General features: G+C 35.5%; 11 protein-coding genes and 1 tRNA gene. 5 read left to right on the forward strand and 7 right to left on the reverse strand.

Annotated features, from left to right (window positions below):
- Positions 1 to 140 precede the first annotated feature (140 nt).
- Complete coding sequence (locus A3SG_RS0102870; protein WP_016988501.1) at positions 141 to 1,691, reverse strand: hypothetical protein; 1,551 nt, start codon at positions 1,689 to 1,691, stop codon at positions 141 to 143.
- 314 nt (positions 1,692 to 2,005) lie between these two features.
- Here A3SG_RS0102870 and A3SG_RS0102875 point away from each other — a divergent pair, with 314 nt between their 5' ends.
- The 4 genes from A3SG_RS0102875 (at position 2,006) to A3SG_RS0102890 (ending at position 4,545) form a co-directional block, all read left to right on the forward strand.
- Complete coding sequence (locus A3SG_RS0102875) at positions 2,006 to 2,440, forward strand: PaaI family thioesterase (RefSeq protein ID WP_016988502.1); 435 nt, start codon at positions 2,006 to 2,008, stop codon at positions 2,438 to 2,440.
- 45 nt (positions 2,441 to 2,485) lie between these two features.
- The gene (locus A3SG_RS0102880; RefSeq protein WP_016988503.1) at positions 2,486 to 3,550 is read left to right on the forward strand and encodes an isochorismate synthase; all 1,065 of its coding nucleotides are present in this window, start codon (positions 2,486 to 2,488) and stop codon (positions 3,548 to 3,550) included.
- Positions 3,551 to 3,677: 127 nt separating this feature from the next.
- The gene (gene bshB1, locus A3SG_RS0102885) at positions 3,678 to 4,394 is read left to right on the forward strand and encodes a bacillithiol biosynthesis deacetylase BshB1 (RefSeq protein ID WP_016988504.1); all 717 of its coding nucleotides are present in this window, start codon (positions 3,678 to 3,680) and stop codon (positions 4,392 to 4,394) included.
- 75 nt (positions 4,395 to 4,469) lie between these two features.
- Positions 4,470 to 4,545 (forward strand) — tRNA-His (locus tag A3SG_RS0102890).
- 63 nt (positions 4,546 to 4,608) lie between these two features.
- Here A3SG_RS0102890 and A3SG_RS0102895 read toward each other — a convergent pair.
- The 6 genes from A3SG_RS0102895 to A3SG_RS0102925 all read right to left on the reverse strand — a co-directional run bounded on the left by A3SG_RS0102895 (position 4,609) and on the right by A3SG_RS0102925 (position 12,805).
- A complete protein-coding gene (locus A3SG_RS0102895) occupies positions 4,609 to 5,418 on the reverse strand; it encodes a ferritin-like domain-containing protein (RefSeq protein ID WP_016988505.1) in 810 nt (269 codons plus the stop codon).
- 17 nt (positions 5,419 to 5,435) lie between these two features.
- Positions 5,436 to 6,215 (reverse strand): ferritin-like domain-containing protein, encoded by a 780-nt coding sequence (locus A3SG_RS0102900; protein WP_016988506.1) that lies wholly within the window; start codon positions 6,213 to 6,215, stop codon positions 5,436 to 5,438.
- Positions 6,216 to 7,150: 935 nt separating this feature from the next.
- Entirely contained in the window at positions 7,151 to 8,167 is a 1,017-nt protein-coding gene (locus A3SG_RS0102905) for a M28 family peptidase (RefSeq protein ID WP_016988507.1), read from the reverse strand.
- Positions 8,168 to 9,172: 1,005 nt separating this feature from the next.
- Positions 9,173 to 9,946: a dienelactone hydrolase family protein gene (locus A3SG_RS0102915; RefSeq protein WP_016988509.1), complete on the reverse strand. Its 774-nt coding sequence runs from the start codon at positions 9,944 to 9,946 to the stop codon at positions 9,173 to 9,175.
- 125 nt (positions 9,947 to 10,071) lie between these two features.
- Positions 10,072 to 12,276: a penicillin acylase family protein gene (locus tag A3SG_RS0102920; RefSeq protein ID WP_157485285.1), complete on the reverse strand. Its 2,205-nt coding sequence runs from the start codon at positions 12,274 to 12,276 to the stop codon at positions 10,072 to 10,074.
- 76 nt (positions 12,277 to 12,352) lie between these two features.
- Entirely contained in the window at positions 12,353 to 12,805 is a 453-nt protein-coding gene (locus tag A3SG_RS0102925) for an Lrp/AsnC family transcriptional regulator (protein ID WP_016988511.1), read from the reverse strand.
- 230 nt (positions 12,806 to 13,035) lie between these two features.
- On the opposite strand from A3SG_RS0102925, the gene rocD reads away from it, so the two are divergent.
- Positions 13,036 to 14,319, forward strand: coding sequence for an ornithine--oxo-acid transaminase (rocD, locus tag A3SG_RS0102930; protein ID WP_016988512.1), 1,284 nt, complete (start codon positions 13,036 to 13,038; stop codon positions 14,317 to 14,319).
- Positions 14,320 to 14,328 lie beyond the last annotated feature (9 nt).

The following is a 14,328-nucleotide window of genomic DNA, read 5'->3' on the forward strand; positions in this document are numbered from 1 at the left end:
TGGTATTTAAATTTTTAAAAAAAATAGATTGTTTTTTATTGTGTTAAATAGATGGTAAAAATAGTATTTTTTTCGCTAAAAGTTTAAATAAAATAAGACTCTATCGCTTTTAGATTCGTTCGGTATAAAACAGGGTTCTCTTATTTAGGGAAAGGCTTATTCTGATAAGCACCTAAATCGGGGGGAGTAGTTCTTCTGTTTCCTAAAATATCCAGCGGAATCAAATAGGCCGAATTCCCTTTTGCGAAAGCACCGGAAGTTTCATCAATATTTAATCTATTCAAGTTTGTATTGAAAAATTTAGGACTTTGATTCAAAATAATTCCTGAATAATGAACATTGTCAGTCGTAAACTGGTAATCTGGATTTGTCGTTGTAGCATCATATTTTATCAGGCAGTTATTGAATCGATAGGTAAATGCAGCTGTTATTTTTTTTCTTAAGCTCAATTCATTCGAAAAGGAACCATAAATAATGCAATTATTAAAAGTGGCTTCCGTCAGGTCTTTTACTTCGGGAATGGCACCCACAATAAAATTATCTATGGAGACGGCGACTTGCGATGAACTGTTCCATTCGTTATTGAAGGTAGAATGAGTGAATTCATAATTCCCGCCATAGGAACAAGCTAAACTCGCCAGACCGGCCGTGTTAATTACAATGTTTTCACCATTGATTTTCGCTGTTTGAGCTAAAATCCCATAATTTGACGAATTATAGATTTGGGTATTTCTAATGGAAACCGTAGTCCCATCATTGTTTTGAATTAATAAACCAATGGTGGCATTTTTAATAGTCAAGTGGTTAATGACATTATTAGTACTGCCATTTGTAAGCCAGATGGTTCCCCATTGTCCGGGAACATCTGCATATTGAGGCTCCAATCGGTCGCCTTCAAAAATGACTTCATTTTCAAAGAGAGCTGAATTTGATTTGGAACCATTGATGTTTAATGAGGCATTATTGCCCACGATAAGTCCGGAGTTAGCGTGAAAGTAGACACGGGATCCTGCATTAAAAACAGCTTTTTTTCCTGCGGGGACCGCAGCGTAACCATAAATAACATACGGTTTCTGTTTTGTAAATACGAGTTCGTTTCCATTTATAGGATCATTTTCATCCAAATAAAAACCATAAATTTTTTCGTCACCCAGCGGCAACGTTTCGGTGGTGCCATCTGCAAAACGTTTCGGATACAAGAAAACAGCATCTTGGATAAGCGTCACCAGCTCTACCTTTTGTAGATTTGTTCCGGCATCAAACTCGATTTGGTCGGTATATAGGAAATCAGTTGGGCTGGCATCGGTACGATTAGCAGTCGTTTCTATAAAAATATACAGGCTGTCTTTTGCAAGTAGGTCAATGTTATTAAATGATTTTCCTTTGTTTCCTTGCATTCCGTCTACAGTCATACGGTATTTAGAAGTCAAGCCTTTTGCTAGTTTTATAGTGGGAATAGTGATATCATTTTTACTTTTATTGTACACTTTAAGTCGGTAAGTACTGGAGCCGATATTAGTAAAAACGGTATCTAGATAGATTGTATCTTTAGAGAATTTTAAATCTCCTGTGCTTGCAACCGTATCAAAATCAGAACGGCAAGAGTAAATTGAGAATAATATTCCAATAAAAAACAATAGAGAGAAAGGACGCATTTCGTTTATTTTCTGTAAAAATAGGAAAAAACTCATTTGAATGGTACTGATTTTTAGATTAGAATTTGCAATACCGTTTTCTTTATTGACACAATCGAAAAACGAACTGCCAAGTAAGCTAATTTCTCTTGATAAAAGTAAATTGTGTTTGCCCTACGATAGGGGGAAAATAAAATTTTCAGATTAAATAATTCTTACATTTTTAATGTTTAAACCAATAAGTAGATGTTCAATACCCAAATAACGATACTAAATTTTATTCTTGACAAAAGCCAATTATATGCTAAAGGTTGTTTTTACTATGTTGTTTCTCCTCTTTTGTATAAATTTACATTCTATAAAATAGCATCATGACATTAGATAAAGATAAAATACTCGAATATTGCAATGCGTTTTCTAAAAACACATTAATGGAGACTCTGAATATTGAGTTTACAGATGCGGGCGAAGGTTTTTTGGTAGCCAAAATGCCGGTTAACGCATCAGTTCACCAGCCAATGGGGTTATTGCATGGTGGCGCGTCAGTGGCATTGGCAGAAAGTGTGGGAAGTGCGGCTTCTCACTTTTTTATTAATGATAAAGAACAGGAAGTACGTGGAATTGAAATCTCCGCGAATCATTTGAGAAGTATTCGCGAAGGAGTTGTTACTGGCACGGCCCGAATTATCCATAAAGGAAGAACGCTGCATCTGTGGGAAATAAAAGTTACTGATGAAGAGGGGAACTTGATTTCGCTTTGTAAGCTGACTAATATGGTATTGACGAAAATCATTAAACAGGATTAACGGGGGCTTTTTATTAATTAAACTTCGGTTTATAATAGAGTTAATATGATCGATTTTTTTATCAAAATAAAACAACAAGAATCGCAAAACTTGCCTTTTGTACTTTACAAAAAGCCAGATAATATCAAGGTAGTAGGGTATTTTCAGAAAAATGATCATTTGTATTTTGCTGAAAGCTTCGAGGAGGCCGGTTTTATTTTTGCTCCTTTTGAAGGCAGTCAAAAGATACTGATTCCTTATGATCAGTCTGTAAAATGGAGCGCTTTGGTACCTTCTAATGAAGAAACGAAGGGTTCTGATTTTGCGAAGTCGGAAAATAAGGAAAGCCAAGAACATTTTGAATCATTAGTTCAAAAAGGAATTGATGCTATCGGTGCGCACGTTTTTAAAAAGGTTGTGGTATCGAGGAAAGAAATTATCGATTTGGCAAATTTTGATTTAGTTTCAGTTTTTGAAAAACTGATTCAAAGCTATCCGAATGCTTTTTGTTATTGTTGGTTTCACCCAAAAATTGGTTTATGGATGGGGGCTACGCCAGAACGATTGCTTAAATCTGATAATAAAAAGTTTTCTACTATGGCAATAGCGGGAACACAGAAAGGCTTAGGATTGGCAGAAGTAACCTGGGAAAAGAAGGAAATGGAAGAACAGCAGTTCGTCACAGACTTTATTTTAAATAATTTAAAAAACTTGACTTCAGAAGTAGCAATATCAAGCCCTTATTCCTTAAAGGCAGGCACTCTATTGCATATTAAAACAGATATTGAAGGCATATTAAATGATAATTCAAACTTGAAACAGGTGATTTCTGTGTTGCACCCTACGCCCGCTGTTTGCGGTTTGCCTAAAGAGGAAGCAAGGGATTTTATTTTGAAAAATGAAGGGTACGACAGAGAATATTATACTGGTTTTTTAGGAGAATTAAACAAAGAAGGATTCAATAAAGACACTTTAAAATCTGATTTATATGTCAATTTAAGATGTATGAAAATCATTGAAAATCAAGCACATTTGTATATGGGTTGCGGTATCACAAAAGATAGTAATCCAAGAAGAGAGTGGGAGGAAAGCGTCAACAAATCTATGACGATGAAGAGGGTGTTCTTGTAAGAGGATAAAAGAAATTAGAAGTAAGAATTTAAAATAAAAAGGGTTTAGGAACTAAGAAAGAGCAGAGAATTAATAGGTTAGGGTTTAAAAAAAAGAGATTAGAGAAAAGATTCAAAATAAAATAAAAATGAAATTAGATATATTAGCTTTCGGTGCCCATCCAGACGATGTGGAATTGGGATGTTCGGGAACCATATTAAAAGAAATATCCTTAGGGAAAACAGTTGGCATTGTTGATTTAACCCGCGGGGAATTAGGGACTCGGGGTTCAGCTGAAATTAGAGATATGGAAGCAAATGCCGCTGCAAAAATCTTAGGCGTTTCCGCTAGGGAAAATCTGGAGATGCGCGACGGGTTTTTTATCAACGATGAAAAACACCAACGTGAGGTTATAAAAATGATTCGGAAGTTCCGACCGGAAATCGTATTGTGCAATGCGGTCGATGACCGTCATATTGATCATGCAAAAGGCAGTAAATTAGTTTCTGACGCTTGTTTTCTATCCGGTTTAATAAAGGTAGAAACAGAATTGGACGGAGAGCAGCAGAATGTGTGGAGACCCAAATTAGTATACCATTACATTCAATGGAAAAACATTGAACCAGATTTTGTTGTTGATATTACAGGGTTTACAGCTAAAAAAATAGAAGCGATATTAGCTTACAGTTCGCAGTTTTATGACAAGGATTCTAAAGAACCGGAGTCGCCAATTACCTCTAAAAACTTCTTCGAAAGTCTAAATTACCGTTCGCAGGACCTAGGTAGGTTAGTAGGGGTAGATTATGCTGAAGGTTTTACTGTAGAAAGATGTTTGGCAGTCAATAGTTTAGAGGATTTGATCTAAATTTGATATGATTTTTCAGAAAAATCATTTGCAAAAGTAAACTTATGTTGTATCTTTGCCACCGCTAAGCATTATGGTGGTTGTAGCTCAGTTGGTTAGAGCATCGGTTTGTGGTACCGAGGGTCGCGGGTTCGAGCCCCGTCTTCCACCCAAAAGGCAAAAGCCTCTCAGAGATGAGAGGCTTTTTTTGTGCTTTTTATTTTTTAATACTATTTTAGGCGACTATAAATAAACTGGCAATTGCAACAGCCTCCGCCCCAGTTAATGGTTCGTCATACGCTTCAGATCCTGCAGCAGCTCCAAATAGCGCAGCAGTATCAAAACCTGCTTGTATGGTCAGTTCTTCTCCATTGTAAACAGCCTGAGTGGCTTCGGGCATTCCAGCGCCTCTATCTTTACCAGTTATCCATCCTTTAAGCCCTCTAAGTCTTCTCACTTCTGATGCGTGCCTAGCTTCAACCGAATGAATTCGTAGTGCAGCGGTTAGTAAATCCGGAGTAGAAATTAGATTAGTAGCTTGTCCTTTGTAAGCGCGTACACCAGTATCTTCAAATGCTTGGGAAAGAGCTAGGAATTGAGCATAATTATTAAAAGGATTGAACGCACCGCCCACAGTAAAGTCAAAAGTTGGTTTAGCAACAAAATTTGGACTTCCCTCTCCTCCTAAACCCGCAATAAGAAATTTTACATGATCTGATTCGTGATCAGCAATTTGCATAAACACTTTTTCATCTCTTCCTCCAGTCGGAATTACTCCTGAAGCTAAACCTAATTGGTAAAACTCATCTTCTAAGTATTCCAATGTAAGTGCTAATTGCAATGCAGCAATAGGGTTTCCAGATATGGGTTTTTGTATGGCAGCACTCGCTTTTGTTGATGTCACCGCAGCGATCCCAAAAGGAATTGCAGTTAATGCGGCATTTTTACCCAATAGACCTACTTGACTAAATATATCGCGCCGAGAGCCTTTAACGTTCATCAGATTTTCAGTGGTGAACGATTCTATAAATTTTAAAATATTCATAATGGTAAGGTTTAAGGTTATGGTAAATATTTTGCAGTAAAAGGAGTAGTAATAAAACCAACTGCGATAGAAATTACCTCGGATGGATTTTTGCTCACATCAAGGCCTGTCATCATGTCAATTACGTCATCACCAGCAAAATCAGCTGAGTTAGGATTTAGTAGGCTTCTAATTGCGGAAGCGTGCCTTGCCTCGACAGACACTATTTTTCCCGCCAGTAATAGATAATCAGGATTTGATAATAATCGGCCGGCACCGTTATAGGCTGCGACACCAGTGTCTTCTAAAACTTTTGCTGTTCCTAAGACAACTGAACGGCTGTTAAAGTTTAAAGCGCCATAGTTAAATGAAAGGTCTGGTAACAATTGTTTTTCTGGATTTGGTAGTGCAGCTGTTAATGCAGCTTTAAAAAATTCCCGGTGTATGACCTCATGATAATATAAGTCGGTCAAAACTTGTTGCTCAATCGAATTGAATGTCGAGGTGAAACCGGAAGCGTTAACTACTTTGGTATAAAAGTCGGCCTCAAGTTGTTCTAATGCGTAGGCGTAGCTTAATACACCTAAATCATTGCCGCCTAAATCAAATACGCCGTTTTTGATACCGGGTTTGTGTCCATTATTACCCATTTTGGCAGTGCTGTCAAAAGCACCGGTTGGATCGATTTCTTCATTGTAGCTGCAGCCAGCCAGAAAAAGTCCTGTGCCAGCGACGGCCATTCCACTTAATTTCAGAAACTCACGTCGTCCTTTGACAGGAGAGGAGCTCACTTCATGAATTTTTACTTCATTTTTCATAATTAAACAATTAAAAGTTAAAAATAAATAGTAACCATTATTTAATTAAGGATATGGGAGGCTTGGGGACCTATTTAATAATTGATTTTTTGGCAGCGATATAGTTTATGTGTGCCATACATAAACCAAAGGTTGATAAATAATTTTATATAATTAAACCTGAAATTGAGAACTTTTGGTGAACTAGCAGTGAGCCAATTATTTTTTAATGATTAAATAAGTGGGGAATTATTTATAACTAAATTATTTAGTACTCAAAGCCAAATCAAATTTAGATGATATTTTTTATATTTTGGAACTATTAATTAAAATTAATATGCTGTTTAACAAATATTTAACGTTATTTTTAATGATATAAATTAGAAAAGAAAAATAATTCTTTTCTGATTAGACATAGAACAAATGACCTCTTATAATTTGCATTATAATCAATTGACAGAGTAGTAATTCTCGCTAAAAAGCGGATACAACTTAAAAAATCTGTTTTAATAAAATAGAGGAGGTAAAAAAACATATTGTTAAACGATTCGATAAATTAGAATCAAGAAAGAGTACGTTGTACTTTAACCTGATAGACTACTAGTTCTCGAGAAGATTATAAAGGATTTAAAAAATAATAGCAGCTACATAAATCTCAATAGTAATCCTGATTTTGTTTTAACAGCTACAATGTTGCTATTCTAAACGACATAAATGGGTAATAAAAAAGCCTTGAATCTCTTCAAAGCTTTCTTTATATTGCATAATGGATGACTTCATTATTTTATATTTTGATTAGAGTTCAGTGAACTCTGTTTGCAAACGAAATCCTTTCTTTACGTTTTTTATTTTACTATCATAAATTAATAACTCTGCAAGCGAACAACTAGTGCAACGGCCGGTTTTAAGGAAACTTTAATGAAGACGAAAGTGAGAGTGTGTCCTAAAGACCATATTTATTTTTTATCTACAACGGGTCTATTTTCTCTATTCACTAATTCCCAGGCGATAGTAAAAGCCAGTTGGGCTCTCTTTGTTAAGGCTTCGTATTCGATTTTGTCAGGAGTATCCGTTTTTTGATGGTAATCGGCATGAACTCCATTAAATAAGAAAACGGAAGGAACCCCATATTTTGCGAAGTTATAATGATCGGAACGTTCGTAAAAATGATTGGGATCAGCGGGGTCATTGTATTTGTAGTCCAGATCCATTTGCACATACTTTTTGTTAGCGATGGCAGTGATGTTATCTAAGTCACTCGATAGACGGTCTGCGCCAATAACATATACGTAGTTATTTGTATCGGCATGCGCCGCATCGCGACGGCCTATCATATCGATATTGATGTCTGTGATGGTGTTTTCCATAGGAAATAGAGGGTTTTCAGAATAGTAACTGGAACCTAATAAACCATGCTCTTCGCCTGTTACATGCAGGAATAGGATAGAGCGTTTAGGACCGTGACCGTCTTTTTTTGCCTTTTGAAAGGCTTCAGCAATTTCTAACAATGCAACCGTTCCAGATCCGTCATCATCAGCACCGTTATAGACATTCCCATTTTTGACACCCACATGATCGTAATGGGCAGATATAACTAAAATTTCATTTGGCTTCTCTGAACCTTCTATAAAAGCCCAAATATTCTCAGAGTCGGATAGATTTTGATTCCGTTTGGCGTTCAAGAACGCAGCAGGAACTTTTTGGTAAAAGCTTGTGGCGCCTTTAGGAAAAGAAATATTGTTTTTTTCGTATTGATTAATAAGGTAGACTCCGGCCCTTTTTTGCCCGGCAGAGCCAGTTTCTCGGCCTTCCATTCCGTCAGCTGCAACAACATAAAGATGTGTTTGTAACTCTTTGGCAGTAATGGTATTCATATATGGTGTAGGGTCAGAATTATCTGCTGATTCGTTAACCTTTGCACTACTGCATGATAGCGCCATTGCCAGCACAAATAAGGAAATAATTTTTTTCATTTAGGGATTATTTTTAGATTGATAAAGGTATAAAATGTAAATGTGATTAGAAGTACTATAATTATAATAAACTTGATTAAAATGGAAAAATGCTCTTAAGAAAGGAAACCAATCATATTTCGCGGTTAACCCTTCATCAGCAAGATAAAAATAATATACGATCCAACCAAATCCCGTAAAGTTAATGGCTCCTGACAAAAAACTAAAAATACTCGATTATTAAAAGAGAGAGCCCCGACTTTATTAGTTAAAAAGAGTAGTAAAAAAAATCAGTAACTGGAATAAAAAATAGTGAATCATAAAAATGACATGGCGAAATTGATTGAATGGTTTCTTGTTAAAGAGTCTAAAGGTGAAAGGGCAAAAATCCCATGAATATTAATCAAATCTTAGGCGGATTTTGTAAAACGATTCTAAGAAGTTTTCGAGAAGCGCTTCTTGCGTATTTTTTTCTGTGACCGTAAATACCTTTTTGACGACCTAGTAATTAAAATCGGTCATTTTTTCCGATTGTGGAGCCTGCTTTTAAATTGAGTCTAATTCTTTTTAAGAATTAAACTCAATTTAAAAGCAGTTACTTTGCCTTCTATCGTGATTTCCTTGTTCACTGACTCCGTCATGACTTTCTAGTCGTTCTTATTGGGGGTACTGCATTACGATTAGAAAATGTGGCAATTTAAAAAAACTTATAAAACTGATAAAAACGAACAGCGTCACTGGAGCCAAATAAGAAAATCATTTACCGGAAAGTTAGACCGCTAGATAAAGCCGCGGGTTTGAACAAAAAATTTTTTATTAGTTTTCCAAAAGCATTTTTATAGTGCGTTGAATCTTAAAAAAAGTGAATGAACAAATGGTGGAAAATTTTTCGCATATCTGTATTTTCCTGACTCCAATTTGAGTAGAATCAATTTTCTACAACCTATCGGCAATTTAAATAGGTTTTGTCTTTCCTAAGAGGTTCCTTACTCATAATAGCGATTTTGAATAACAGGTATTGAAAAATTATTTTTTTAATACCTCATTCATGAAAAGTTTCAAATGTTCGAATGAACGTCTTGCCGCTGTGGCATTATAAGCTGCCCCTTTTGAATTATCATCTCCATATTCTGGATTGGTAAAACCGTGTACCGCATTTGAGTAATAAATCATTTGCCAGTCAGCGTTTGTGTCGCGCATTTCTTGCTGAAAGGCTGCAGTTTCGGTTGCAGATACATAAGGATCGTTAGCTCCGTGGCAAACCAAAACTTTAGTATTGATTGGTTCAATAGGTCTTGTTGCATCTCTGCCTAAGCCACCATGAAAGGAAACTACTCCTTTTACATTGAGATGTCCGCGAGCCGCTTCAAGTACTCCAGTCCCTCCAAAACAATATCCAATTACCACGATATTATCAGGATTAGCACCAGCCTTAATCAATTGTTCTAATGCTAATGAAATTCTTTTCTGATATTCCTTATAGTTGGTTTTATAATAACTGGACTTTTGACCGGCTTCTGCATTATCTTTTGGGTAATTCCCTTCTCCATAAATATCTGCTATGAAAGAGTAATAACCTAAATTAGCCAAATCTACTGCAATATCTTTGGATGCTTTGTCAATTCCATGCCATGCCGGAAGAATCAAAATTCCTGGGTTATGATGGCTTTTCTTTTTTGCTGCAATCTTAAAACCATTTAAAACCTGACTTCCATCTTTATAAGCAACTGCTTTTAGTTGCGCAAAAGATCCCGTTGAATACATAAGCACTCCCAAAATAAAATACTTTAAATTTCTCATTGTGTGTTATTTGTTCATACAAATATCTGAAATAAATAGATAGAAAAGAAACCTCTTCTTTATTAGTTTAGAGGCTTCTATGTTTGGAAGGCTTCATGCGAAACTTTAAGTATTAAAATTCCAAATTATTCCCCAGGATGATAGGTACGTTCAGCCTCTTTTTGAATGTCTTCCTTGTAAAATAGAACGTCCTTGAATTGTCCTTTTCGATACATTTCTGCTTGGTCATAAAAATGATTAGATTTTGAATCACCACTATTCCCTCCGGCCAATAAAGATTTTGCTTTTACTTTAGGTCCAAATTCGACAGCACACACAAAACTATTTCCATTGTATCCATAGCGTTTCTTTGTATCTTTTTGATAGGTACTGACAAATGAAGGTAAAGATCCCCAAAGAGCAGAAGCATACCCAATAGGCAAACTCTCCAAAGTATCATTACAGGCTAGATCAATTTCTCCTGATATTCGTTGGAACCGATTGATATCTCCCCAAGGAATCTGCCACGTTCCAAATTTGGTTTTCAGTTCATTTACCACTATTTGTAATTGTGGCAGGAGCTCTTCAGGCGATGCCTTTCTAGCAAAGTTTTGAGTGTTTTCAACTTGATCTAGTTCGCCTTCGTTTATATGTGTTTTTCGAATGATAGGATCTAATTTTGATGCCCATTCAATGGCTAATGTTGTCGCAACTGAATTTTCATTAGAGTAATAATCCCAATTTTTTAATGTAGTAATAGGTTCTAATAAATCAGAATAAAGTGAATCTTCTAAACTTACATTTTTTTCAAAACTCGAAACCAAAGAAGGAATTAGGACTTCAAAAGCAGATAGTTTTGTATCATAACCATCAGCAATTACCTTATCTAATGTATATTTTTCACCTTTACTCAACAAACGAACGGCATTTATTCCTCTAAAACTTTCGCCGTCTGGAGCCATGTATGGTCTATAATCTTTCTCTTTTGGACTATTATTTGCACCAGCCACGGAGTAGGGAGTCGCATTACAGTTCTGTAACCATCCATTTGATGGATTATAAAGATGAACCGTCTCTGAAACATCATGTAATCCTTGCCATTCGGTTTTTGAGGTAGAACCGTCTATAACTTTTGACCAATTCAGATTACTATCTCTAACAGGAACGAAGTTTCCGTGCCAATAGGCAATGTTTCCTTTGCTATCAGCATATATGGTGTTATTTGAAGTATTTGCTTTTAAGTCCATTGCTTTTTTGTAATCCTCAAATCCTTTTGACTTTGTTCTCACCCAACTTTGAATTAAGCTGTTCATAGAACGATTATTTGATTTTAAACTAATCCATTTCCCCGCTCTTTTGGCCATGATGGGACCATGGTTTGTAAAATATGTTTTGAATTTTTTAGGAATTAATTTTCCATCTTGTAAATAATTAATGGTTATTTGTTTTTCGATAACGGGCAGTAATTTGGAGTCGTATTCGTAGAATAATTTATTATTTTTGGTTACAATTTTTTCGGCATAGATATCGGCAACATCCACGTCTGATGAAGTATGCATCCAACCGCAATTTTCGTTAAACCCTTGATAAATGAAAAATTGTCCCCAGGTGACTGCACCATAAGCATTCAATCCTTCTTCACTACTTACTTGTATTTCCGGTCTGAAATAAAAAGAGGTGTGTGGGTTAATGTAGAGAATAGCATTTCCAGAAGCAGTTTTGGCAGGGGCCAAAGCAAAACCATTTGATCCCGTTTGTACTTCTGTCTCGCGCTCAACATAAGCCACTTTATCTGAATTTCCAGAATAAAAAGTCTTGAGTTCTCCAGTAGTTAAATCCGCAGTGCTAATAGCTCCAATACTGCCGTCTGTCCATAGTAAGGGAAACCACGGTTCAAAATGGGTTAAAAAAGCAGGTCGCACCTCTGGATGATTGTGTAAGTAGAAGTTAATGCCATCTGCATAACTATTCAATAATTTTTTCAGCCAAGGTGCTGCTTTTTTATAATCTGCTTTTGCTTCTTTAGGATCAATTAGCAAGCGTATTTCTAAATCATTATATAAAACTGATTTTCCTTTAATTTCTGAAAGGCGTCCTAATTTTTCAATATAATTCATTTCGATACGTTTAAAATCGTCTTCGCATTGTGCGTAGAGCATACCAAAAACTGCGTCAGCATCGGTTTTTCCATATACGTGCGCAATTCCCCAACTGTCTCTAATAATCGTTACTTGTTGTGCTAATTTTTGAAGTCTCTTGATTTCTTTTATATTGCTCTCTTGAGAAAATAGTTGGATACTAAAAAAAGGAAAATAAAAATAGAAGCAGTAAAGTAGTGGTCTTTTTGTAATAGCTCATTTGGTTTGGTTTTTTAAACTTAATTGTAAGTGTATATCTCCGGTTCTAGAAATCGGGTAAACTATCATTTTAAAGTGAAATATTTCTTTTGAAGGCACAGCCCAATTCAATCATGGAATCTGTTTTTGCAATTCCTTGAATAGTATCAATTTTTTCATAAAGCAATTTTCTCATGTGTTCATGGTCACGGGCAATCATTTTAATATACAAAGTATAGGAACCAGTGATATAATAGCATTCCGTCACTTCAGGAATTTTTTTAAGTTCTTCTATAATTCTGCTAGAATCCTCATCTTTATTTAGCGTAATCCCGGTAAAAGCGCCCCAGTCATAACCTATTTTTTTTTCATTAATGATAGGTTTTATTCCTGCAATAATTCCTTGCTCCATCAAACGGTTGATGCGCTGATGAACCATTGTATTTGATATTTTTAACGTTGAAGCAATTGCAGAGTAGGCCATGCGACCATCTTTTTCTAATTCCTTTATGATATTAATGTCGAATTCATCCAAAACATCCATGAAATTTATTTTAAATTAAAATGCGTAACTTTATTATCATAAAAGTAATTGTTTTTTTTCTCTTTTTCATAAGAAAAGTAGGTTTATTTAATTTAAAATGACTTTTTTAATAATTTAATTAGTTAAAATTGACTTTTTAAGCCAATAAATAAGTCAAAAACGGATATATATCGGGTGAACTAAAAAATTATTTGTAGTTTTGCTTACTAAGCATTAAAAAATAAGATATCATGGAACAAATACAAGAAGTACTTTCTTCTAAATCAGAAGTGTTAATAGAAAAAGAAAACAACCACGGAGCCCATAATTATCATCCATTACCAGTAGTTCTTGACAGAGGAGAAGGGGTTTTTGTTTGGGATGTAGACGGTAAAAAATATTATGATTTCTTGTCGGCGTATTCCGCAGTAAATCAAGGACATTGTCATCCAAAAATTGTTGGTGCGATGATAAAACAAGCACAAACTTTAACATTGACTTCTCGTGCGTTTCATAATGATCAATTAGGAGTTTTTGAGGAGTATGTGACTAAATACTTCAATTTCGACAAAGTGTTACCAATGAATACAGGCGCTGAAGCTGTTGAAACCGCTTTGAAGATCTGTAGAAAATGGGCTTATGAAGTAAAAGGTATTCCTGAAAATCAAGCAGAAATTATTGTTTGTGAGAATAACTTCCACGGAAGAACAACGACAATCATTTCGTTTTCAAATGACGAAAATGCACGTAAAAACTTTGGTCCGTTTACAGATGGGTTTATTAAAATTGCTTATGATGACATTGATGCGTTAGAAGCGACTTTAAACTCTAGCAAAAATATTGCAGGTTTTTTAGTGGAACCCATTCAAGGAGAAGCGGGAGTTTATGTTCCTACCGAAGGCTATTTGGCGAAAGCCAAAGCACTTTGTGCAACACATAATGTCTTGTTCATTGCCGATGAAGTGCAAACAGGAATAGCTCGTACTGGAAGGTTATTAGCTACCTGTGGTAATTGTTCTTGCACAAATGGATGTGAAAATAAGCCAGAAGTAAAAGCAGATATTCTTATTTTAGGAAAAGCAATTTCAGGAGGAGTATATCCAGTTTCTGCGGTATTAGCCAATAATGAAATCATGAATGTCATCAAGCCGGGACAACACGGTTCTACTTTTGGTGGAAATCCTGTTGCGGCAGCTGTCGCTGTTGCTGCTCTTGAAGTCGTTCGTGAAGAAAATTTATCAGTAAACGCTGAGCGTTTAGGAATTATATTAAGAAAAGGATTGAATGATATCGCTTCAAGAAATTCAATAATTAGTTTAGTACGTGGTAAAGGATTGTTAAATGCAATTGTAATCGATTGCGATGAAGAATCCGATTTAGCTTGGCAAATTTGTTTGAGGTTTAGAGATTATGGACTATTGGCTAAACCAACTCACGGTAACAAAATAAGATTTGCTCCGCCATTAGTCATTACTGAAGCGCAAATTCACGATTGTCTTTCCATCATAGAAAAAGCGCTTAACGATTTTAAATAAAAAATTGTT

The sequence above is a fragment of the Flavobacterium sp. ACAM 123 genome (genome assembly GCF_000264055.1).
Taxonomy (GTDB): domain Bacteria; phylum Bacteroidota; class Bacteroidia; order Flavobacteriales; family Flavobacteriaceae; genus Flavobacterium.